General features: G+C 70.1%; 16 protein-coding genes. 1 reads left to right on the top strand and 15 read right to left on the bottom strand.

The genetic code is table 11. The features are described from left to right. Nucleotides 1-15 precede the first annotated feature (15 nt). The 5 genes from rpsJ to rpsL all read right to left on the bottom strand — a co-directional run bounded on the left by rpsJ (nt 16) and on the right by rpsL (nt 4,749). Nucleotides 16-321, bottom strand: a complete 306-nt coding sequence (gene rpsJ, locus DQ244_RS09860; RefSeq protein ID WP_014377994.1) for a 30S ribosomal protein S10 — start codon at nt 319-321, stop codon at nt 16-18. Between the two features lie 117 nt (nt 322-438). After that, on the bottom strand, nt 439-1,632 hold the full coding sequence (gene tuf, locus DQ244_RS09855; protein WP_097182414.1) for an elongation factor Tu: 1,194 nt from the start codon (nt 1,630-1,632) through the stop codon (nt 439-441). A 94-nt stretch (nt 1,633-1,726) separates the two neighbouring features. Continuing rightward, nucleotides 1,727-3,826, bottom strand: a complete 2,100-nt coding sequence (fusA, locus tag DQ244_RS09850) for an elongation factor G (RefSeq protein ID WP_113811314.1) — start codon at nt 3,824-3,826, stop codon at nt 1,727-1,729. Between the two features lie 78 nt (nt 3,827-3,904). Beyond that, nucleotides 3,905-4,375 (bottom strand): 30S ribosomal protein S7, encoded by a 471-nt coding sequence (rpsG, locus tag DQ244_RS09845; protein ID WP_113811313.1) that lies wholly within the window; start codon nt 4,373-4,375, stop codon nt 3,905-3,907. Then, a complete protein-coding gene (gene rpsL / locus DQ244_RS09840; RefSeq protein WP_012950487.1) occupies nt 4,375-4,749 on the bottom strand; it encodes a 30S ribosomal protein S12 in 375 nt (124 codons plus the stop codon). The genes rpsG and rpsL overlap by 1 nt, the downstream gene beginning before the upstream one ends. A gap of 523 nt (nt 4,750-5,272) precedes the next feature. Here rpsL and DQ244_RS09830 point away from each other — a divergent pair. Beyond that, nucleotides 5,273-6,313: an LLM class F420-dependent oxidoreductase gene (locus DQ244_RS09830; RefSeq protein ID WP_113811311.1), complete on the top strand. Its 1,041-nt coding sequence runs from the start codon at nt 5,273-5,275 to the stop codon at nt 6,311-6,313. Nucleotides 6,314-6,482: 169 nt separating this feature from the next. On the opposite strand, the gene DQ244_RS09825 is transcribed toward DQ244_RS09830, so the two are convergent. The 10 genes from DQ244_RS09825 to DQ244_RS09780 form a co-directional block, all read right to left on the bottom strand. Next, on the bottom strand, nt 6,483-10,388 hold the full coding sequence (locus tag DQ244_RS09825) for a DNA-directed RNA polymerase subunit beta' (RefSeq protein ID WP_113811310.1): 3,906 nt from the start codon (nt 10,386-10,388) through the stop codon (nt 6,483-6,485). Nucleotides 10,389-10,480: 92 nt separating this feature from the next. Next, nucleotides 10,481-13,873 (bottom strand): DNA-directed RNA polymerase subunit beta, encoded by a 3,393-nt coding sequence (gene rpoB, locus DQ244_RS09820; protein WP_199580355.1) that lies wholly within the window; start codon nt 13,871-13,873, stop codon nt 10,481-10,483. Nucleotides 13,874-14,372: 499 nt separating this feature from the next. Beyond that, entirely contained in the window at nt 14,373-15,059 is a 687-nt protein-coding gene (locus tag DQ244_RS09815) for a hypothetical protein (RefSeq protein WP_113811308.1), read from the bottom strand. Nucleotides 15,060-15,183: 124 nt separating this feature from the next. Then, nucleotides 15,184-15,924, bottom strand: coding sequence for a nuclear transport factor 2 family protein (locus DQ244_RS09810; protein WP_113811307.1), 741 nt, complete (start codon nt 15,922-15,924; stop codon nt 15,184-15,186). Nucleotides 15,925-15,997: 73 nt separating this feature from the next. After that, nucleotides 15,998-17,272: an MlaD family protein gene (locus DQ244_RS09805; protein WP_113811306.1), complete on the bottom strand. Its 1,275-nt coding sequence runs from the start codon at nt 17,270-17,272 to the stop codon at nt 15,998-16,000. Beyond that, on the bottom strand, nt 17,269-18,537 hold the full coding sequence (locus tag DQ244_RS09800; RefSeq protein WP_113811305.1) for an MCE family protein: 1,269 nt from the start codon (nt 18,535-18,537) through the stop codon (nt 17,269-17,271). Before DQ244_RS09800 ends, DQ244_RS09805 begins: the two co-directional genes overlap by 4 nt. Then, the gene (locus tag DQ244_RS09795; protein ID WP_113811304.1) at nt 18,534-19,784 is read right to left on the bottom strand and encodes an MCE family protein; all 1,251 of its coding nucleotides are present in this window, start codon (nt 19,782-19,784) and stop codon (nt 18,534-18,536) included. The genes DQ244_RS09800 and DQ244_RS09795 overlap by 4 nt, the downstream gene beginning before the upstream one ends. After that, entirely contained in the window at nt 19,784-20,809 is a 1,026-nt protein-coding gene (locus DQ244_RS09790) for an MCE family protein (RefSeq protein WP_113811560.1), read from the bottom strand. The genes DQ244_RS09795 and DQ244_RS09790 overlap by 1 nt, the downstream gene beginning before the upstream one ends. Further along, nucleotides 20,809-21,888 (bottom strand): MCE family protein, encoded by a 1,080-nt coding sequence (locus DQ244_RS09785; protein ID WP_113811303.1) that lies wholly within the window; start codon nt 21,886-21,888, stop codon nt 20,809-20,811. Before DQ244_RS09785 ends, DQ244_RS09790 begins: the two co-directional genes overlap by 1 nt. Continuing rightward, a complete protein-coding gene (locus tag DQ244_RS09780; protein WP_113811302.1) occupies nt 21,885-23,264 on the bottom strand; it encodes an MCE family protein in 1,380 nt (459 codons plus the stop codon). Before DQ244_RS09780 ends, DQ244_RS09785 begins: the two co-directional genes overlap by 4 nt. Nucleotides 23,265-23,267 lie beyond the last annotated feature (3 nt).

Raw genomic sequence — 23,267 nt, 5'->3', positions numbered from 1 at the left:
GTCTGCTGACTGCCCTTACTGGATGTTGACGTCGACCGAGGCCGGCAGGTCGATGCGCATGAGCGCGTCGACCGTCTTCGGCGTCGGGTCGAGGATGTCGATGAGCCGCTTGTGCGTGCGCATCTCGAAGTGCTCGAACGAGTCCTTGTACTTGTGCGGCGAACGAATCACCGCGTACACGTTCTTCTCCGTCGGCAGAGGCACCGGGCCGACCACACGCGCTCCGGTCTTGGTGACCGTCTCCACGATGCGCCGCGCCGAGGCGTCGATCGCCTCGTGGTCATAGGCCTTCAACCGGATGCGGATCTTCTGTCCCGCCATCGCTGTCTTCTGCTCCTGCCGATCGGTTGTGAAAGTTCGAGTGGGTCTGCTGACCCGCGGGTCCTGGGACCCGGGTGAGGGGCGGCGGCCGGATCCCCGGCCGCCGCCCGTCAGGTGTTACTTGTTGATCTTGACGACCCGGCCGGCGCCGACGGTGCGGCCACCCTCACGGATGGCGAACCGGAGGCCCTCCTCCATGGCGATGGGCTGGATCAGCTCCACCGACATCTCGGTGTTGTCGCCGGGCATGACCATCTCGGTGCCCGCGGGCAGCGTGACCACGCCGGTGACGTCCGTCGTCCGGAAGTAGAACTGGGGACGGTAGTTGTTGAAGAACGGCGTGTGACGGCCACCCTCGTCCTTCGAGAGGATGTAGACCGAACCCTCGAAGTTGGTGTGCGGGGTGATCGAGCCGGGCTTCACGACGACCTGGCCGCGCTCCACGTCCTCGCGCTTGATGCCGCGGAGGAGCAGACCGACGTTGTCACCGGCCTGGCCCTGGTCGAGCAGCTTGCGGAACATCTCGACGCCGGTGACGGTGGTCTTCGTCGAACCCTCGCGGATACCGACGATCTCGATCTCCTCGGAGACCTTGACGATGCCACGCTCGACGCGGCCGGTGACGACCGTGCCGCGACCGGTGATGGTGAAGACGTCCTCGACGGGCATGAGGAACGGCTTGTCGATCTCGCGCTCCGGCTCCGGGATCGCGGTGTCGACGGCGTTCATCAGCTCCATGAGCTTGTCGCCCCACTCGGCGTCGCCCTCGAGGGCCTTCAGCGCCGAGACGCGGACCACGGGGACGTCGTCGCCCGGGAACTCGTACTCGCTGAGCAGCTCGCGGACCTCGAGCTCGACGAGCTCCAGGATCTCCTCGTCGTCGACCATGTCGGCCTTGTTCAGCGCGACGACGATGTAGGGGACACCGACCTGGCGGGCCAGGAGCACGTGCTCCTTGGTCTGCGGCATCGGGCCGTCGGTGGCGGCGACCACCAGGATCGCGCCGTCCATCTGGGCGGCACCGGTGATCATGTTCTTGATGTAGTCGGCGTGCCCGGGGCAGTCGACGTGCGCGTAGTGACGGTTCTCCGTCTGGTACTCCACGTGCGCGATCGAGATCGTGATGCCGCGGGCCTTCTCCTCGGGCGCCTTGTCGATCTGGTCGAACGCGGACGCCTCGTTGAGGTTCGGGTACTTGTCGTGCAGGACCTTGGTGATCGCCGCGGTCAGCGTCGTCTTCCCGTGGTCGATGTGCCCGATGGTGCCGATGTTGACGTGCGGCTTGGTCCGCTCGAACTTGGCCTTGGCCACTGGGGGTTCCTCTCCTCGTGGTTACGCAGGTGGTGCGTGCTCTGGGGTGGGGTGGTGCTCGCAGGAGCGCGGGCCGGCCGGCCCGCATTCCGGGTTACTCGCCGGTCGCCTTGGCGATGATCTCCTTGGCGACGTTGGCCGGGACCTCGGCGTACGAGTCGAACACCATCGAGTAGCTCGCCCGTCCCTGGGTGCGGCTGCGCAGGTCGCCCACGTAGCCGAACATCTCCGACAGCGGCACCAGGGCCCGGACGACGCGGGCGCCGGAGCGCTCCTCCATCGCCTGGATGATCCCGCGGCGGGAGTTGAGGTCGCCGATGACATCGCCCATGTTCTCCTCGGGCGTGGTCACCTCGACCGCCATCAGCGGCTCGAGCAGGGCCGGGCTGGCCTTGCGCGCCGCCTCCTTGAAGGCGATCGAACCGGCGATCTTGAAGGCCATCTCCGAGGAGTCGACCTCGTGGTACTGGCCGTCCAGCAGGCTGGCCTTGACGCCCACCATCGGGTAGCCGGCGAGGACGCCGTACTGCATGGCGTCCTGCATGCCCGCGTCGACCGAGGGGATGTACTCCTTCGGGATGCGGCCACCGGTGACCTTGTTCTCGAACTCGTAGGTCGCCGAGTCCGCGGCCATCTCCAGGGGCTCGATCGCGATCTGGACCTTCGCGAACTGCCCGGAGCCACCCGTCTGCTTCTTGTGGGTGTAGTCGTACCGCTCGACGGCCTTGCGGATCGTCTCGCGGTAGGCGACCTGGGGCTTGCCGACGTTGGCCTCGACGTTGAACTCGCGGCGCATGCGGTCGACCAGGATCTCCAGGTGGAGCTCGCCCATGCCCGAGATGACGGTCTGGCCGGTCTCCTCGTCGAGGCGGACCTGGAACGTCGGGTCCTCCTCGGCGAGCTTCTGGATCGCGGTGCCCAGCTTCTCCTGGTCGCTCTTCGTCTTCGGCTCGATGGCGACCGAGATGACGGGAGCGGGGAAGGACATCGACTCGAGGATCACCGGCTTCTGCGGGTCGCAGAGGGTGTCACCGGTCGTCGTCTGCTTGAGGCCGTTGACCGCCACGATCTGACCGGCGCCGACGCCCTCGCGCTCCTCGCGCTTGTTGGCGTGCATCTGGTAGATCTTGCCGATCCGCTCCTTGCGGTCCTTGGTGCTGTTCAGCACCGCGGAACCCGCGTCGAGCCGGCCGGAGTACACGCGGACGTAGGTCAGCTTGCCCAGGTGCTGGTCGGTCTGGATCTTGAACGCCAGCGCCGAGAACGGCTCGTCCTCGTCGGCGTGCCGCAGGACCTCGGTCTCGCCGTCGAGCGCGGTGCCGACGATCGCCTCGATGTCCAGCGGGCTGGGCAGGTAGTCGACGACGGCGTCGAGCAGGGGCTGCACGCCCTTGTTCTTGAACGCGGTGCCGGTGATGACCGGGTTGACCTGGCCGCCGATGGTGGCCTTGCGGATGGCCGCCTTCAGACGGTCGACCGCGATCTCCTCGCCACCGAGGTAGTCCTCCATGAGCGAGTCGTCGAAGTCCGCGATGTTCTCGAGCAGCTTCTCGCGGTACTCGGCGGCCTGGTCGGCGAGCTCGGCCGGGATCTCCTCGACCGCGTAGTCCTCGCCCATCTTCGTCTCGCCGCGCCACGTGAGGGCACGCATCTGGACGAGGTCGACGACCCCGAGGAAGTCGGCCTCAGCACCGATCGGCAGCTGGAGCACCAGCGGGTTGGCGCCCAGGCGCTCCACCATCATGTCGACGCAGCGGAAGAAGTCCGCGCCGGTGCGGTCGAGCTTGTTGACGAAGCACATGCGCGGAACGCCGTACTTCTCGGCCTGCCGCCAGACCTGCTCGGTCTGCGGCTCGACACCGGCGACACCGTCGTAGACGGCGACGGCGCCGTCGAGGACGCGGAGCGAACGCTCCACCTCGACGGTGAAGTCGACGTGCCCGGGGGTGTCGATGATGTTGATGTCGTGGCCGTTCCAGGAGCACTTCGTCGCGGCGGACGTGATGGTGATGCCGCGCTCCTGCTCCTGCTCCATCCAGTCCATCGTGGCCGCGCCGTCGTGGACCTCACCGATCTTGTACGTGATACCGGTGTAGAAGAGGATGCGCTCGGTCGTGGTGGTCTTGCCGGCGTCGATGTGCGCCATGATCCCGATGTTCCGGGTCTTGCGGAGCTGGGCCTCGTTGCTGGCCATTGCTTCTCCTCTTCGTTCGGGTCCGCGAGCGGGGTTCCGGGGATCGCCCGGTGTCCCGCGGGCGGCGGGCGCTGGTGCTTACCAGCGGTAGTGCGCGAAGGCCTTGTTCGACTCGGCCATCTTGTGCGTGTCCTCGCGCCGCTTCACAGCAGCACCCAGACCGTTGCTCGCGTCGAGCAGCTCGTTCATCAGGCGCTCGGTCATCGTCTTCTCACGACGGGCGCGGCTGTACTGGATGAGCCAGCGCAGGCCGAGCGTGGTGCTCCGCGAGGGACGGACCTCGACCGGGACCTGGTAGGTCGCGCCACCGACACGGCGGCTGCGGACCTCGAGGGCCGGCTTCACGTTGTCCAGGGCGCGCTTCAGGGTGACGACCGGGTCGGTGTCGCTCTTGGCGCGGGCACCCTCGAGGGCGCCGTACACGATCGCCTCGGCGACCGAGCGCTTGCCGTCGACGAGCACCTTGTTCACCAGCTGGGTCACCAGCGGCGACTGGTACACCGGGTCGGCGACGAGCGGACGCTTCGGGGCGGGGCCCTTGCGCGGCATTAGCTCTTCTCCTTCTTCGCGCCGTAACGGCTGCGGGCCTGCTTGCGGTTGCGGACACCCTGGGTGTCCAGCGAGCCGCGGATGATCTTGTAGCGGACGCCCGGGAGGTCCTTCACACGACCACCGCGCACGAGCACCATCGAGTGCTCCTGCAGGTTGTGGCCGACGCCCGGGATGTAGGCGGTCACCTCGATGCCACTCGTCAGGCGGACGCGAGCGACCTTGCGCAGCGCCGAGTTCGGCTTCTTCGGGGTCGTCGTGTAGACGCGCGTGCAGACTCCGCGACGCTGGGGCGAACCCTTCAGCGCCGGAGTCTTGGTCTTCTCGACCTTGTCCTCGCGGCCCTTGCGGACCAGCTGGTTGATCGTGGGCATGGGTGGCCTTGATCTCCTACCTGCGCTGGGTCGTGCTGTTGACGTGGAGCTCTGCGGTGGTGCTGGGTGCCGACTCCCGTGGGGGAACCTTCCCGAATCCTGCCGTGTTCCATCTCCGGTCCACGCGGTCGGGTGTGTCGCCCTCCGCCGGACCGGTCCGATGAAGGACCGAACTCGGTTGCCCCTCGCGACTCGGCGCCGCCACCCTCCGGCCACCGCGCTGGACGCGGCCCGGCGGATGGTCCCCGGCGATCAGGAGGCTTGGCCTCTGGTCACCCAGGCGCACCGCGAACGGGAGCAGGCCCAGGGCACCCTGGGCACGGCTGACCACGATACCCGTGCCGTCTGAGCGGGTCAAAGCCGGGTGCCTCACACCCGTCGACAGGTCGACCGGGAGGCGCTCCCCGCCCCGCGGACCGTACCGGCTGGAGCACCTCCGTGGCAGCTCCCCCGCTCCCCCGTGCGCCCGCCCGATAGCGTGCGGACGGCGTCGACGACGGCGCCGGGACACAGAGGAGTGCACGTGCGCATCGGCATCCAGGCCAGCTACAGCGGGGGCTTCCAGGAGACGGCGGCGGAGATCCGCGACCTCGAGGCGGCCGGTCTCGACCTCGCCGCCGTGGCCGAGGTCTACACCTTCGACGCGGTGAGCCAGCTGGGCTACCTGGCCGCCGTCACCGAACGGGTCGAGCTGCTGAGCGCCATCTTCCCCATCTACAGCCGCACGCCGGCGCTGACGGCGATGACCGCGGCCGGCCTGGACTTCGTCTCCGGCGGACGGTTCACCCTCGGGCTGGGCGCCTCGGGCCCGCAGGTCATCGAGGGCTGGCACGGCGTCCCCTACGACGCCCCGCTGCAGCGCACCCGCGAGATCGTGGAGATCTGCCGCCAGGTCTGGCGCCGCGAGCGGCTGGACCACCAGGGCAAGAAGTACTCGGTGCCCCTGCCTGCCGACCAGGGCACGGGCCTCGGCAAGCCGCTCAAGCTCATCAACACCCCGGTCCGCGAGCGCATCCCGGTGATGCTGGCGGCGCTGGGCCCCAAGAACGTCGAGCTCGCCGCCGAGATCGCCGAGGCCTGGGAGCCGATCTTCTTCCACCCGGAGAAGGCCGCCTCCGTCTGGGGCGACTCGCTCGCCGCCGGCAAGGCCAAGCGCGACCCCGCCCTGGGCGACCTGCAGGTGATCACCGGTGTCCCGGTCGCCATCGGCGACGACGTCGAGCCGCTCCTGGAGTTCGTGCGCCCCGCCCTGGCGCTGTACATCGGCGGCATGGGCGCCCGGGGCAAGAACTTCTACAACGACCTCGCCGTCCGGTACGGCTACGAGGCCGAGGCGAAGACGATCCAGGACCTGTACCTGGACGGCAAGAAGGACGAGGCGGCCGCCGCGGTGCCGCTCGAGCTGGTGCGGGCGTCCTCCCTGATCGGGCCCGAGTCCTACGTGGCCGAGCGGATCGCCGCCTTCGCCGAGGCCGGCGTCACCACGCTCATGCTCCAGCCCCTCGACGACAGCCGCGAGGCCCGCCTGAAGACGGTGGAGACCATGGCGCGACTGGCGAAGTAGTCGGCCTTGTGACGCCGAGCGGGCCCCGGAGGGGTCCGCTCGGCGTCACGCAGCGGCTCAGCGCCGCTGGGGACGGCATGTGGCCGCGGTGTCGTCCGGAGGACGACAGACAGAAGGGCCCCCGAGTCCGGAGACTCGGGGGCCCTTTCGTCACTGCCCAGCTAGGCGCTCAGCCCCGCCAGTCGTACTCCTCGAGGCGCACGGCCTCGCCGGTGCCCTGACCGAAGACGTCCGGGCTGTAGTACTGCCCGTCGTCGTAGCCGGCCATGGTGTAGACGGCGGCGCGCGCCTCCTCGGTCGGCTCGACCGTGATGTTCCGGTAGCGGCTGATGCCCGTACCCGCCGGGATCAGCTTTCCGATGATCACGTTCTCCTTGAGGCCGAGCAGGCTGTCGCTCTTCCCCTGGATCGCCGCGTCGGTGAGGACCTTGGTCGTCTCCTGGAAGGAGGCGGCCGACAGCCACGACTCGGTCGCGAGCGAGGCCTTGGTGATGCCCATGAGGACCGGACGGGCCGAGGCCGGCTCGCCGCCCTCGGCGACGACACGGCGGTTCTCGGTCTCGAACAGCGTCCGCTCGACCAGCGCACCGGGCAGGAACTCCGTCGCGCCCGAGTCGATGATGGTCACCCGCTTCAGCATCTGGCGGATGATCACCTCGATGTGCTTGTCGTGGATCGACACACCCTGGCTGCGGTAGACCTCCTGGACCTCGCGGACCAGGTGCAGCTGCACCTCGCGGGGGCCCATGATCCGCAGCACCTCGTGCGGGTCGACCGCACCCTCGGTCAGCTGCTCGCCGACCTCGACGTGCGCACCGTCCTCGACCCGCAGCCGCGAGCGACGCGACAGCTTGTCGATGACGACCTCGTCGGAGCCGTCGTCCGGCGTGATGGTGAGCTTGCGGAACTGCTCGCCGTCCTCGATCCGGATGGTGCCGGCCAGCTCGGCGATCGGGGCCTTGCCCTTGGGGACGCGGGCCTCGAAGAGCTCCACCACACGCGGCAGACCGTGCGTGATGTCCGCACCGGCCACACCACCGGTGTGGAAGGTGCGCATCGTCAGCTGGGTGCCGGGCTCACCGATCGACTGCGCGGCGATGATGCCGACCGCCTCGCCGACGTCCACCAGCTTGCCGGAGGCGAGCGAGCGGCCGTAGCAGGTGGCGCAGGTGCCGAGCAGCGACTCGCAGGTGAGCACGCAGCGGACCTTGACCTCCGACACCTGGGCGTCGATCAGCGTCTGGATGAGGACGTCACCGAGGTCGGCGTTCGCCTCGGCGATGACCGTCCCGTCCTCGGCCACCACGTCGGCGGCCAGGGCGCGGGCGTAGACGCTGGTCTCCACGTGGGCGTCACGCGTCACCACACCGTCTACGACGGTGCCGATCGGCATGATCACGCCGCGGTCGGTGCCGCAGTCCTCCTCGCGGATGATGACGTCCTGCGAGACGTCCACCAGACGACGGGTGAGGTACCCGGAGTCGGCGGTGCGCAGGGCGGTGTCGGCCAGACCCTTGCGGGCACCGTGCGTGGAGATGAAGTACTCCAGCACGGACAGACCCTCGCGGAAGTTCGCCTTGATCGGCCGCGGGATGATCTCGCCCTTGGGGTTGGCGACCAGTCCACGCATACCGGCGATCTGGCTGATCTGCATCATGTTGCCTCGGGCACCCGAGTTGACCATGACCCAGACCGGGTTGGTGGTGGGGAAGTTGTCCACCATCGCCTGGCTGACCTCGGCGCGAGCGCGGGTCCAGATCTCGATGAGCTCGCCACGACGCTCGGCGTCGGTGATGACGCCGCGCTCGTACTGCTTCTCGATCTTGGCCGCCTCGGCCTCGTGCCGGTCGAGGATCTCGCGCTTGACCGGCGGCGTGACGACGTCGTCGATGGCGATCGTGACGCCCGAACGGGTCGCCCAGCGGAAGCCGGCCGCCTTGAGGGCGTCCAGCGTCGCCGCCACCTGCACCTTGGGGTAGCGCTCGGCGAGGTCGTTGACGATCGCCCCGAGCTCCTTCTTCGGCACCTGGTAGTTGACGAAGCGGTAGTCCTCGGGCAGCGCCTCGTTGAACAGCACCCGGCCCAGGCTCGTCTCGACGATCGAGGGCTGACCCGGGGTCCAGTCCTCGGGCTGGACCCACGCGTCGTTGACCTTGCCGTTGTCGACGCCGAACACCTCGTCGAGGCGGATCAGCGCACGCTCCTGCAGGCCCAGGGCACCCATGTCGAAGGCCATGAGGGCCTCGGCCGCCGAGGCGAACGCGGCCGGCTGGCCACCGTCGGCCTCGTGCCGCGAGGGCACCAGGGTCGTCAGGTGGTACAGGCCCAGCACCATGTCCTGGGTCGGCGCGGTGATCGGACGACCGTCGGCCGGCGACAGGATGTTGTTCGACGACAGCATCAGGATCCGGGCCTCGGCCTGCGCCTCGGCCGAGAGCGGCAGGTGCACCGCCATCTGGTCACCGTCGAAGTCCGCGTTGAACGCGGTGCAGACGAGCGGGTGGATCTGGATGGCCTTGCCCTCGACCAGCTGCGGCTCGAAGGCCTGGATGCCCAGGCGGTGCAGCGTCGGCGCGCGGTTCAGCAGCACCGGGTGCTCGGTGATGACCTCCTCCAGCACGTCCCAGACGACGGGACGCGCGCGCTCGACCATCCGCTTGGCGGACTTGATGTTCTGCGCGTGGTTGAGGTCGACCAGCCGCTTCATGACGAAGGGCTTGAAGAGCTCCAGGGCCATCTGCTTGGGCAGACCGCACTGGTGCAGCTTCAGCTGCGGGCCGACGACGATGACCGAACGGCCGGAGTAGTCGACGCGCTTGCCGAGCAGGTTCTGGCGGAACCGGCCCTGCTTGCCCTTGAGCAGGTCGCTCAGGGACTTCAGGGGACGGTTGCCCGGGCCGGTGACCGGACGGCCGCGGCGGCCGTTGTCGAACAGCGCGTCCACGGACTCCTGGAGCATCCGCTTCTCGTTGTTCACGATGATCTCGGGTGCGCCGAGGTCCAGCAGACGCTTCAGCCGGTTGTTCCGGTTGATGACGCGGCGGTACAGGTCGTTCATGTCGCTGGTCGCGAAGCGGCCACCGTCGAGCTGCACCATCGGGCGCAGGTCCGGCGGGATGACCGGGACGCAGTCCAGCACCATGCCCATGGGCGAGTTGCGGGTCTGCTGGAACGCAGCGACCACCTTCAGCCGCTTGAGGGCACGCAGCTTGCGCTGGCCCTTGCCGCTGCGGATGGTCTCGCGCAGCGAGACGGCCTCGGCGTCGAGGTCGAAGCCGGCGAGCAGCTTCTGCAGCGCCGCGGCGCCCATGCCGCCCTCGAAGTACTCACCGAAGCGGTCGCGCAGCTCGCGGTAGAGGCTCTCGTCGGCGATGAGCTGCTTGACCTCGAGCTTGCGGAAGGTGTCCATCACCTCGTCGAGGCGGTCGATCTCCCGCTGCGAGCGGTCGCGCAGCTGGCGCATCTCGCGCTCGCCGCCCTCGCGCACCTTGCGGCGCACGTCGGACTTGGCACCCTCGGCCTCGAGCTCGGCGAGGTCGGCCTCCAGCTTCTGCTGGCGGGCCTCCACGTTGGCGTCGCGCTGGCCCTCGAGGTTCGACTTCTCGGCGCTGATCTCGGCCTCGATGGTCGGGAGGTCGCGGTGCCGCGCCTCGTCGTCCACCGAGGTGATCATGTAGGCCGCGAAGTAGATGATCTTCTCGAGGTCCTTGGGCGCCAGGTCGAGCAGGTACCCCAGACGCGACGGGACACCCTTGAAGAACCAGATGTGGGTGACCGGCGCGGCCAGCTCGATGTGGCCCATCCGCTCACGACGCACCTTGGCGCGGGTGACCTCGACGCCGCAGCGCTCGCAGATGATGCCCTTGAAGCGCACGCGCTTGTACTTGCCGCAGTAGCACTCCCAGTCCCGGGTGGGACCGAAGATCTTCTCGCAGAAGAGACCGTCCTTCTCCGGACGCAGGGTCCGGTAGTTGATGGTCTCGGGCTTCTTCACCTCACCGTGCGACCACTGGCGGATGTCGTCGCCGGTGGCCAGCCCGATGCGGAGCTCGTCGAAGAAGTTGACGTCGAGCAAGGTGGTGACCCCTTTCCGGGGCTAGTTCTTCGCTTCTGTGTCAGAGATGTGTGGCCGGCCGGCCCCGGTGCCCGAGGCCGGCCGGCGGCCGATCAGACGTCCTCGACGGACGACGGCTCGCGGCGGCTGAGGTCGATGCCCAGCTCCTCCGCGGCCCGGAAGACCTCGTCGTCGGTGTCGCGCAGCTCGATGGCCTGCCCGTCGCCGGAGAGCACCTCGACGTTGAGGCACAGCGACTGCAGCTCCTTGAGGAGCACCTTGAACGACTCGGGGATGCCCGGCTCGGGGATGTTCTCGCCCTTGACGATGGCCTCGTAGACCTTGACGCGGCCGAGGATGTCGTCGGACTTGATGGTGAGCAGCTCCTGCAGCGCGTAGGCCGCGCCGTAGGCCTGCATCGCCCAGCACTCCATCTCGCCGAAGCGCTGACCACCGAACTGCGCCTTACCACCCAGCGGCTGCTGCGTGATCATCGAGTACGGGCCGGTCGAGCGGGCGTGGATCTTGTCGTCGACCAGGTGCAGCAGCTTCAGGATGTAGACGTAGCCCACCGAGATCGGCTCGGGGAACGGCTCCCCCGAACGACCGTCGAACAGCCGGGCCTTGCCGGTCTCCTGGACCATCCGGTTGCCGTCGCGGTTCGGGATCGTCGAGCCCAGCAGGCCGATGATCTCGTCCTCCTTCGCGCCGTCGAACACCGGAGTCGCGGTCCGGGTGCCGGGGGCAGCGGCCTTGGCGGCCTCGGGCAGGTTCTTCGCCCAGTCCGGGTCGCCGTTGACCTCCCAGCCCTGCTTGGCGATCCACCCGAGGTGGGTCTCCAGCACCTGGCCGACGTTCATGCGGCCGGGCACGCCGAGCGGGTTGAGGACGATGTCCACCGGGGTGCCGTCCTCGAGGAACGGCATGTCCTCCTGCGGCAGGATCTTCGAGATGACGCCCTTGTTGCCGTGGCGTCCGGCGAGCTTGTCGCCGTCGGAGATCTTGCGCATCTGGGCGACGTAGACCCGGATCAGCTCGTTGACGCCGGCGGGCAGCTCGTCGCCGTCCTCGCGCGAGAACACGCGGACGCCGATGACCTTGCCGGACTCACCGTGCTTGACCTTGAGCGAGGTGTCGCGGACCTCGCGCGCCTTCTCACCGAAGATCGCGCGGAGCAGCCGCTCCTCGGGGGTCAGCTCGGTCTCGCCCTTGGGCGTCACCTTGCCGACGAGGATGTCGCCCGGGACGACCTCGGCACCGATGCGGATGATGCCGCGCTCGTCGAGGTCGGCCAGCACGTCCTCGGAGACGTTCGGGATGTCCCGGGTGATCTCCTCGGCGCCCAGCTTGGTGTCGCGGGCGTCGACCTCGAACTCCTCGATGTGGATCGAGGAGAGGACGTCGTCCTGCACGAGGCGCTGCGACAGGATGATCGCGTCCTCGTAGTTGTGGCCCTCCCACGGCATGAAGGCGACGAGCAGGTTCTTGCCCAGCGCCATCTCGCCCTGGTCGGTGCAGGGGCCGTCGGCGACGACCTGACCGACCTCGACCCGCTGGCCCTCCTGGACCACGGGCGTCTGGTTGATCGAGGTGCCCTGGTTCGAGCGGCGGAACTTCAGCAGGCGGTAGGTCTGCCGGGTGCCGTCGTCGGCCATGACCGTCACGTAGTCGGCGGTGGAGTCCTCGACCACACCGGCCTTCTCCGCGACGACGACGTCGCCGGCGTCGACCGCGGCGCGCAGCTCCATGCCGGTGCCCACGAGCGGGGCCTCCGAGCGGAGCAGCGGCACGGCCTGGCGCTGCATGTTCGCGCCCATGAGCGCGCGGTTGGCGTCGTCGTGCTCGAGGAACGGGATCATCGCCGTCGCGACCGAGGTCATCTGCCGCGGCGAGACGTCCATGTAGTCCACGTTCTCGGGGGCGAGGTAGTCGACCTCACCGCCCTTGGTGCGGACCAGGACGCGCTCCTCGGCGAGGCGGCCCTGCGCGTCGAGCGGGCTGTTGGCCTGCGCGACGACGAAGCGGTCCTCCTCGTCGGCGGTCAGGTAGTCGATCTGCGCCGTGACGGTGCCGTTCTCGACCTTGCGGTACGGCGTCTCGATGAAGCCGAAGGCGTTCACCCGGCCGAACGAGGACAGCGAACCGATCAGGCCGATGTTCGGGCCTTCCGGCGTCTCGATCGGGCACATGCGGCCGTAGTGGCTGGGGTGCACGTCGCGCACCTCCATGCCGGCGCGCTCACGGCTCAGACCACCCGGGCCCAGCGCCGACAGGCGGCGCTTGTGGGTCAGGCCCGCGAGCGGGTTGGTCTGGTCCATGAACTGCGACAGCTGGCTGGTGCCGAAGAACTCCTTGATGGAGGCGACGACCGGCCGGATGTTGATCAGGGTCTGCGGCGTGATCGCCTCGACGTCCTGGGTCGTCATCCGCTCGCGGACCACGCGCTCCATGCGGGAGAGGCCGACCCGGATCTGGTTCTGGATCAGCTCGCCGACGGTGCGCAGGCGGCGGTTGCCGAAGTGGTCGATGTCGTCGACGCCGTGCTCGGGCTCGCCGGCGTGGAGACGCACGACGTACTCGATGGTGGCGACGATGTCGTCCTCGGTCAGCGTGCTGGTGCCCTGCGGGACGTCGACACCCAGCTTCTTGTTGACCTTGTAGCGGCCGACCTTGGCCAGGTCGTAGCGCTTGCTGTTGAAGAACAGGTTCTCCAGCAGCGCCTGCGCCGACTCGCGCGTCGGCGGCTCGCCCGGCCGCAGCTTGCGGTAGATGTCGAGCAGCGCCTCGTCCTGCCCGGCGATGTGGTCCTTCTCGAGGGTGGCCAGCACCGTGGGCGACCACTGGAAGTGCTCGCGGATGCGGTCCTCGGTCCAGCCCAGCGCCTTGAGCAGCACGGTGACCGGCTGGCGGCGCTTGCGGTCGATGCGGACGCCGACGGTGTCGCGCTTGTCGACGTCGAACTCCAGCCACGCACCGCGGCTGGGGATGACCTTGGCCGAGAAGACGTCCTTGTCCGACGTCTTGTCGAGGGTCTTGTCGAAGTAGACGCCCGGCGAGCGGACGAGCTGCGAGACGACGACGCGCTCGGTCCCGTTGATGACGAACGTGCCCTTGTTCGTCATGATCGGGAAGTCGCCCATGAACACCGTCTGCGACTTGATCTCGCCGGTGGTGTTGTTCATGAACTCGGCGGTGACGAACAGCGGCGCCGCGTAGGTCATGTCCTTGTCCTTGCACTCCTCGAGGGACGCCTTGACGTCCTCGAAGCGCGGGTTGGAGAAGGACAGCGACATCGAGCCGCTGAAGTCCTCGATCGGGGAGATCTCCTCGAGGATCTCGGCGAGACCGCCGACGGCGGCCTCCTGCTCCTCGGGCGAGAGCGTGGCCCGCCACTCGGGGCTGCCGACCAGCCAGTCGAACGACGCGGTCTGCAGGGCGAGCAGATCCGGCACCGCGAGGGGCTCGGAGATCTTGGCGAACGAGACGCGCAGCGGCGCGCCCGGGATCTTCTGCTGGTCGGCCTCGCCGGTGCGGGGGCCGTCCTGCGGTGCCGGGGTGGTCCTGGTGGTGCCGGGATCGGTGGTGCCGGGGGTGATGCTGGTGGGGCGAGAGCCTGCCAAGATGCGTCCTTCCAAGGACCTCACGACGTGCGGGCGGTGGGCTGCGGGGTCGTCCTGGGTCGTCGTCGGTAATGGCGAGGCTGTCCGAGACGGCCGCGATCGCCCGCAGGAACGGTCAGCGTGGGCATGACCCGGAGCATTCCCGGGCACCCGTGGTGACCCGTCTCGGCGGGCAGGCAGTCAGAGGGCAGCGCAACAGGAGACCCTACCCCTGCTGTTGCACGATGTCCACGTCGGGGGTACCGGTGCGAGCGGTGCCACATCCGCGGGATGCGCGGGCCCGGAACTCCGGGCCGGCGGGGTGCGCACCGGCCACTATGCCAGCGGAGGCACCGAGGTGCGGTCGCCACGCCGAGCGGCCCCTCGCGGGGGCGAGGGGCCGTGCTCAGCTGGTGGTGAGGAGGACGACCTCGCTGATCTTCCAGTCCCCGTCGTCCTTGACGACCTCGAGCCGCAGCGTCTGCACGCAGGACTGGGCACCCTCGGGCGTCACGCTGCACTCCGACCCCTGCGGGGCCTCCTGCTGCCCGCTGTTCGCCGACTGCACGACGTACTGGCCGAACACCACCAGCGTGGCGGCGTCCTGGGCGTCGTTGACCGACTTCACGCCCACGTCGAGCACCTCGTACCGGGTGGTCGCGGACACCTGCTCGTAGGTGTCGATGATGCCGCCCTGCCCGAGGTCGGCCTCGTACTGCTCGCGCAGGTCCCCGGTGAGCACCGCGAGCTTGCGCTCCACGCTGCCCTCGGAGTCCTCGTAGTCGTAGGCGTAGAGCGCCTCGACGTTGCTGCGGGCCGAGGTCAGCAGCCCGGCGTCGACGTAGGCCGGGTTCAGCCGCTGGTACAGCAGCACCCCGACGGCCGTCGCGGCGGCGACGCAGAGCACGGCGAGGACGAGGACCAGCGCCGTCACGCGGCGGGGAGCGCCCTTCCCCGGTGCGGCGTCGCCGGCCGGTCGCTCCCCGGTCGGCCGCGCGGTCGCCCGGCGACCGGAGACCGTCGACCCGGCGGCCGCGGTGGGCTCCTCGAGGACGACGGGGGCGGCGCCGTCCGACGGGGCCGGCGCCGTCACCGGCTCCTCGCGCTCGCGGCGCCCGCCCGCGACCCGGGGCCGCGGGCTCGGCCGCGCGGAGGCGCTGGGGCGCGGTCGGGGGGTGGGACGGGGACGGTTCCCGGACTGCTCGCTCACGACCGGCTCACCGCCCCGTGATCCCGGACAGCCGCCACTGGTCGTCCACCTTCTGCAGCTCCACCTGGATCCGGTACTTCACGATCTGCGCCTGCGGGCTGGCGTTGGACTGCTGCGTGGACTGGATGAGCAGGGCGACGGTGGCGCTGTCGCCGTCGGCCGCGACGACACCGGCGTCGACGACCTCGGTGTTGACGACCGCCTCCGACGCCGCGATCTCCTCCCGGCGGGCGTCGAGCTGCTCGACCGCCTCGTCGCGGAGGTCGCCGACGGTGACCCGGCGGATCTGCTCGATGTCGTCGTCGATCGTCAGGTGGTCGAAGGAGGTCACGTCGACCACCCCCGAGCGGGCCGCCTGCAGCGCGGCGGTGTAGTCACCGGTGCGGATGTCGGACGGTTCGGGCCGGGTGAACCACAGGAAGGCGGCCGCGGCCGCCAGCAGGGCGAGGAGCACGGCCAGCGCCGGCACGAGCGGCAGCGCGAGCCGCGGCCCCCGCCGGTCCCCGCCGTCCTCGTCTCCAGGCCCGCCGTCAGCGGTCGCGCCGGCGTCGTCCCGGGCGGCCTTGCGCGCCCCCCGGCCCCGGCGGCGCGAGGGCGTCCCGGCCGCCGGCTCGTCGCCGGCAGGGGCCTCGGCGCCGGCGGGGACCTCGGCGCCGGCCCCGTCGTGGTCGGCCGCCGCGGTGTCGCCGTCGACCGGCTCGGTGGCGTCCTCCGCCTCAGGCGGATGCGCGCGCGCGTCGCTGATCACCCGCGGGGCCCTCCCTGCAGTCGTGGTCGTCCCGGACGGCGTGCGGCCGTCCGGGCGGGTGAGCATGCCATGCTCAGCCGAGCGCCGAGGCCAGCGGGGTGGCGTTGAGCACACCGTTCACCAGATCGGTGAGCGGTGCGAGCGGGTCCGCCCCGCCGCCACCCGGCGCCCCTCCCCCGGGCTGGGCCGCCCCGCGGCCGCCGTCGCTGCCGATGTTCTGCTCGCCGCGGATGTTCGACCCGTTCTCGTCGTAGTCGTCACCCGGACGCGGATCGACCCCGTCGAAGACCTGGCAGCTGACCGCGTCGGTGTCCACCGCCCCCACCGCCCCGGCGCTGGGCGTCTGGCTCGTCGGTACGTAGCCGGTGACGCAGGAGTGCGGCGACTGGGTGAGGACCAGGCCGAAGTGCGAGCGCAGCACCCCGTCCTCGTCGCGGCGGACGACCGTGAACCCGCCGGTCACCGCGTCGGGGTAGGTCACCAGCATCTGCTGGACGCCGTCGAGCCGGGGGATCGTCACCTTGTTGAGGATGTCGAGGTTGCGGACCAGCGAGCCCAGGCCCGGACCGGCGTCCTCGACCAGCCGCTGCAGCGCCTCGCCGGCGTCCGGCGCGTTGACCACGAGGCCGCGCAGCTCCGGGTCCAGCTCGACCAGCGTGTCGGTGAACAGCCGCAGGTCCGCAGCCCACTGTCGGATCGCCGAGCGGCTGTCGCGCTGCGTGTCGAGGACGGTCTGGCCGTCGGTGATGAGCCGCAGCGTCTCGGGCAGCGACTGCTGGGCGCGCGCCAGGAGCAGGTCGCCGTTGTCGATCAGCCGCCCCAGGTCGTCACCGGAGCCGGCGAACGCCTTGCCGAGCTCGTCCACCACGATCCGCAGGTTCTCCGGATCGATCGAGCCGACCAGCCCGTCGATGCTGAGCAGCATCTGCTCCACGGGCACGGGGATCCGCGTCCGCTCCTGCGGGATGACGGACCCGTCCTCGAGGAACGGCTCCCCCTCGCTGCTGGGGAGCAGGTTGATGTACTGCTCGCCCACCGCGCTGCGGGTGGCGACGACGGCGTCGGTGTCGGCCGGGATGGGATCGGTTCCCGGCTCGATCGTGATCTCCACGCGGACGCCGTCGTCCACGAGCTGCATGTCCGACACCCGGCCGACGGCGACGCCGCGGTAGGTGACCTCGGCGTTGACGAAGATGCCGCCCGAGTCGCGGAAGTCGGCGGCCACCTCGTACCCCGTGCCGAGGACGAGCCGGTCCAGGCCGACGTACTTGAAGCCCAGGTACGCCATCCCCAGGATCGCCACGAGGACGAAGGCGATCAGCTTGATGTTGGTGACGCGGCCGATCACGGACCCACCTCCGGGACCTGGGGGAGGCCGGCGCGGGCCGCCTCGTCGGGCACTGCCTCGACCACGGAGCCGGCGACGTCCTCGAGCCCGGTCGGTGCCGGCGACGACGACGCAGCCGCGGCGCCGCCGCCTCCACCGCCGCCGCCCCCGGTGCCGCCCTCGACGCCGCACCGGTCACCGACGAGGACGTCGGTCACGGGCAGCTGGCGCAGCGCGCCGTCCTGGTCGATCACGTACCGGCAGAGGATGGTGCTCAGGTCCAGGTCGATCGTGGCGGTCATGTTCGTGAACAGGGCCATGCCACCGGACTGCGCCTTCCGGTAGTTGAGCGCCGAGAGGGAGCTGTCGGGGAAGGGGTAGGTCAGCAGGAGCTCCAGCGACCCGGCCAGGTCGGGACCGGCCGCGGCCAGCTGCGTGAGGATCGGCTGGAGCAGCTGCAGGTCGGCGACGGTGTTCTCGGCCGACTGCTGGATGACCCGGGTGCCGACGTCGCCCAGCCGGGCCAGGCCCTCGAGCATCGAGACCAGCAGGTCGCGCTGCTGGTTGATCACGTCGAGGCCGGGGCCGATCGTGTCCAGCGCGGTCTCGATCGTCGCGGTCCGCTCGGCGAGGGTGGCGGCGAGGGCGTTGGCGTTGTCCAGCGCCCGGTTGATCTCCGCCTTCTGCTCGTCCAGCCCACCGATGAAGGTGTCGAGCTGACCCAGCGTGTCCTTGATCGCCGCCTCGCGGCCCTCGAGCGCGTCGCCGAGCTCGCGGTTGATCGTCTGCAGCTGCGCCAGGCCGCCGCCGTTGAGCACCAGGGACAGCGCCCCCAGCAGCTCCTCGACCTCGACGTTGCGGTTCGTGCGGTCCAGCGTGATCCGGTCGCCGTCCTCCAGCTGACCCTGCGCCTCGAGGTCCCCGCCGGGCGCGGCCAGCTCCACGTACTTCTCACCCAGCAGCGAGGACTGCTGGATGGCCGCGACGGCGTTGGCCGGAAGCTCGACGTCGCCGTTGACCGCGACCGTGACGACCGCCGTCCAGTCGTCGGCGAGCTCGATCTCCTCGACCCTGCCCACCGCGACGTCGGCGACCCGGACCCCGGACTGCGGGACGAGGTCGAGCACGTCGAGGAACTCGATCTGCACCCGGTAGGCCTCCTCGCCGATGTCGGCCCCGCCGGGGAGGCTGAACGAGTAGGCGCCGCGGAACCCGCAGCCGGTCAGCAGCAGCAGCCCGGCACCGAGCGCCGTGAGCCGACGTGCCCTGGTCGTCGCCCTGGTCATTCCGCAGCTCCCGTCGAGACGGGGACGAACCCGACGGGCAGCTGCGGCGCGCCGCCACCGCCCCCGGCTCCGCCACCGAAGATGGCTTCCCAGATCTCGTCCCGGTCGGGGATGCCGTTGCCGTTCAGGTCGTCCGGCCCGTTGGCGTTGTCCGCGTCACCCGAGAGCAGGCGTGCGCAGATCTGCTGGACGCCGTCGCGCAGCGGCTCCGAGGGGTCGACGGGCAGCGGCAGGTCGACCTCGAGGTCGACGCGGCCCAGCTGGAAGAGCGCACCGCAGACGACGACCTCGGGGCTGAGCGAACCCACCCCGTTGTCGCGGGTGTCCAGGGTCCCGTAGTCGGGGTTGTAGGCGCGCGCCAGGTTGCTGAGCGCGGCCGGGGCCACGTCGAGCACCTCGGCGAGCGCGTTCCGCTGCTGCACGAGCACCAGGGTGACGTCGGCCAGCTTGTTGACGTTGCTGGTCAGCAGGGTCGTGTTGTCCCGCACGAAGCCGGCGACGTCGGCGAGGGCGTCGTTGAGGAGGACGACCGCCTCGGCGAGGTCCTCCCGCTCGGAGGCCAGCAGCTCGGACACGGCCGCCATGTTGTCGTTGAACAGACCGACCTGGGCGTCGATGGAGGCCAGCGCCGTGGTGAAGGTCTGCAGGTTCTCCAGGGAACCGAACAGGTCCTCCCGGTTGTCGGCCAGGGTCTCCACCGCCTGCGAGAAGCCGGTGAGGGTGCGGTTCAGCGCCTCGCCGTTGCCCTCCAGGTTGGCCGCGCCGACGTCGACGAGGTCGGAGAGGGCGCCGTTCTCGTTCGCGCCGGTGGGGCCGAGCGCGGCCGACAGCTCGTCGAGGGCTCCGTAGACCGCGTCGAGCTCCACCGGGATCGCGGTGCGGTCCAGCGGGATGTCGTCGCCGTCCTGCAGCTTCGGACCGCCGTCGTAGACCGGCGCGAACTGCACGTACCGGTCGGAGACCAGCGAGGGGGCGAGGACGACGGCGTTGGCGTCGGCCGGGACGTCGTAGTCCTCGTCGATGCTCATGTCGACCCGCACCTGGTCACCGAGCGGGACGACGTCGTCGATCGTGCCGATGGAGATGCCCAGGACGCGGACCTCCGAGCCGGGGTAGAGGCCGACGGTCTCCTCGAAGAACGCCGTCACCCGGTACTGGCCGGCGGGCCGGAGGATGGTCCAGCCCAGTGCCGCGAGCAGGACCAGGGCGGCTCCCGCCGCGACCGCGCGCTGCAGCGTGCCGCTCATCACTGTCCTCCCGGGGTGCAGCCGGTCGCGGGGGTCTCGAGCCCGGTGCAGACGGCGGTGCCGATGACCGTCGGCAGCAGGTCGTTGACGAAGCTGTCGAACCAGCGGCCGTTGCCGAGCGTGTTGGTGAACACCCGGACGAAGGGCGCCAGCTCGTTCACCGTCTGGGCGAGCGCCGCGCGGTTGCGCGACAGGATGTCGGTGACGCGGGACAGCTGCTGGAGCGCCGGCGTGAGCGTCTCGCGGTTGTCCGACACGAGCCCCGACAGCTGGCGCGAGAGCTCCTGGGTGCTGGTGAGGATCGCGTCGATCAGCTCCCGCCGCTCCTGCACCTCGGCGAGCAGGGTGTTGGAGTCGAGGATCAGCTGGGTGAACTCGCCGTTGCGGTCGGCCAGCACCTGGGTGACCTTGCGCGTGGCGCCCAGCAGCTCGCGCAGCTGCGCGTCGCGGGACGCGATCGTGTCCGACAGCCGGGACAGTCCCTCCAGCGAGGTGCGGACCTCGTCAGGCGTGTCCGCGAAGGTCTCGGCCAGCACCTCGAAGGAGCTGGCGAGCTGGGCGGTGTCGATCTCCTGCACGGTGGTCGACAGGTCGGCGAAGGCCTCGACGACGTCGTAGGGAGAAGCGGTCCGCTCCAGCGGGATCCCCTCGTCCGGGTCGAGCTCGCCGGAACCGCGCGGCACGAGGGCCACGTACTTGGCACCGAGCACGGTCTCGATCTTGATCGCGGCCTCCGAGCGGTCGCCGACGAAGGCGTCCTTCACGCGGAACTCGACCGTCACCGCCCCGTCCTCGAGGGCCAGGCTCTCCACGCTGCCGACCTTCACGCCGGCCACCCGCACCGGGTCGTCGGGCTTCAGGCCGGCCGCCTCGGAGAACTGCGCCCGGTACACGGTGCCGCCGCCGATGAGCGGCAGGGACTGCGCGTTGAACGCCAGGAGGATCACCACGGCCATCACGAGCAGGCTGACGCCCCCGACGACGACCGGGTTCTTGTCGCGGAAGTTCTTGGAACGGCGCGCCATCACCCGCACCCCTCTGCCTGGCTGTCGAAGTCGAACTCCTGGGAGAACGCCGTCCCGTTCGGGTTCGCCGGCGTCACCGGCGCCGGCAGGGTCACCGTTCCCCCGGCCCGGCACATGAAGAAGTTGAACCAGCTGCCGTTGATCGCGGTCCGGGTCGTCAGGTCGAGCTTGGTCGGTGCCAGCTGCAGGAACTCCTCGACCAGGTCGCCGGAGTCGGCGACGTTGCGGGACAGGTCCTCGAGGGCCTGGATGTCGGCGGCCAGCGGCGGCCGGACGTCGGCGAGGAAGCCGCTGGTCTCGACGGCGAGCTGGTCGATGGTCGCCAGCGAGTCGAAGATCGCCTCGCTGTCACCGGCCAGGCCGGTGACGAACTGCTGCAGGCTGACGACCAGGTCCGACAGCTGCTGGTCGCGGGCCGCGACGGTGCTCATGACCGTCGTGAGGTTGTCGATGACGCTCCCGATCACCGCGTCCTTGTCCGCGAGGGAGTCGGTCAGCGACGCGACGTGGGCGAGCAGGCTCTCCATGGTCCCGCCCTCGCCCTGGAAGACCTGGATGATCTCGAAGGACACCCGGTTCACGTCCTGGGGCGACAGTGCCTGGAGCAGCGGCTGGAACCCGCCGAAGAGGGTGGTCAGGTCCAGCGCCTCGGTCGTCTGGTCGAGCGGGATGACCGCGTCCTCCTCCAGCGTCTCGCCGGAGGAGCCGTCGCCCTCGGTCAGCGAGATGTACCGCTGCCCGACGAGGTTGCGAAACCGGATGGTGGCCTCGACCGCTGCGGGCAGCGGGATGTCGGAGGACACCTCGAGCTCGACCTCGGCGACCGGCCGGGCGTTGGGGTCGGGCTGGTCGGCCACGCCGATCCCGACCACCTGACCGACCCGGACGCCGGCGATGCGCACCTCGTCGCCCTCGACGAGGCCGGCGACGTCGGTGAACTGCGCCCGGTAGACCACCTGCTCGCCGAAGCCGGCGTTCGTGATGGTGGAGACCAGCACGTAGGCGGCCAGGATCGTCACGACCGCGAACGCGACCAGCTTGGTCAGCGGCCCCGCCATGCCTCGCAGCTGACCGGTCATCGGATCATCACGTTCTTCCCCCGCAGGAACGGCGCCAGCGTCGAGGCCGAGAGGTCGGAGACCTCGTCCGGCTCCGCCCCGGTCTGGTAGGCCAGCAGACTCCGCACGAAGTCCAGCTCGGCGGTGGACCCGGCGAGCACGTCGGGCAGCGAGTCACCCGCCCGTGCCGAGCGCGGCACGTTGTCCGGGTTGCCACCGTCGTCGGCGCCACCCTCGTAGCAGGCCGGCTCCGGGCGCTCCGCGCTCTCGGGCGACTCGACGCCGTCGTTGGGCGGGTAGGGGCAGTAGTACTCCCCCGACGCGGCCTGGGCGATCTCGCCGTCGATGTCGTCCAGCCCCCGGCAGTCCGGCGCCGCGGCGTCGGCGTAGATGGGCTGGTCGCCCGGCTGGTAGCCGTTGCGCGGCGGCAGGATGACCTGGATGTTCAGGTTCAGGGCCGGGTCCCCGTCGGTCCCGAAGGTCTCCCCGATCCGCGGCACCGAGCGGGTCAGGCCGTCCAGCAGGCACGGGTAGATCGGGGAGTACTTCGCGAACAGCCCGAGCACCGGCCGGGAGGTCTCGGCCAGCGAGATCAGGTTCCGCTCGTTGGTCTCGAGGAAGCCGGCGGCCACGTTGGAGGAGCTGGTGCCCACGGTGAACGTGCGGCGCAGCTGCTCCTCCTGGTCGACGACCGTGGTGTTCGTGACCGCCAGGTTGTCGAGGACGGCGAGCAGGTCGTCGGCCGCGCCGTCGTAGGTCTCGGCGAAGTCGGCGAGGCCGGAGATGTCGGCCTGGATCTGCGGCAGCACGGTGTTGAGCTCACCGATGTACTCGCCGGTGGCGGCGAGGTTGGCGCCCAGCCCGTCGCCACGGCCGCGCAGCGCCTCGGCGACCGCACCGAGGGTGTAGGAGAGGTCCTGCGGCTGCACCGCCTGGAGCAGCGGGAGCGTGTCGTCGATGACCCGCTGCAGCTCGATGGCGTTCGAGCTGCGGTCCTGGCCGATCACGTCGCCGTCGGCCAGCCGCTCGGAGCTGGGCTGCTCCGGCAGCTCGAGGGAGACGAAGCGCTCGCCGAAGAGCGTCTTGGGCAGCAGCCGGGCGCTGACGTCGGCGGGGATCTGGTCCAGGTACTCCGGGTTGATCGCGAGCTCGATCTCCGCCCCGTCCGCGCTGGCCGACACATCGCGGACCTCGCCCACGATGACCCCGCGGATCTTCACGTCGGAGGCTTCCTGCAGCTGGTTGCCGGCGGTGTCGGCCAGCAGCGTCACCTCGGCGACGTCGGTGAAGACCTTCTGGTAGGTCGCCACCGAGAGCCCCAGCAGCATGGCGAGCACGACGAAGAACACGACGCCCTGCAGCCGGCGCCGGATCACTCGCCCCTTGGTCGAGGACATCAG

Origin of the sequence: Blastococcus sp. TBT05-19 (assembly GCF_003319095.1) — a bacterium.
Classification (GTDB): domain Bacteria; phylum Actinomycetota; class Actinomycetes; order Mycobacteriales; family Geodermatophilaceae; genus Blastococcus.
This window is presented reverse-complemented; position numbering and strand designations above follow the sequence as displayed.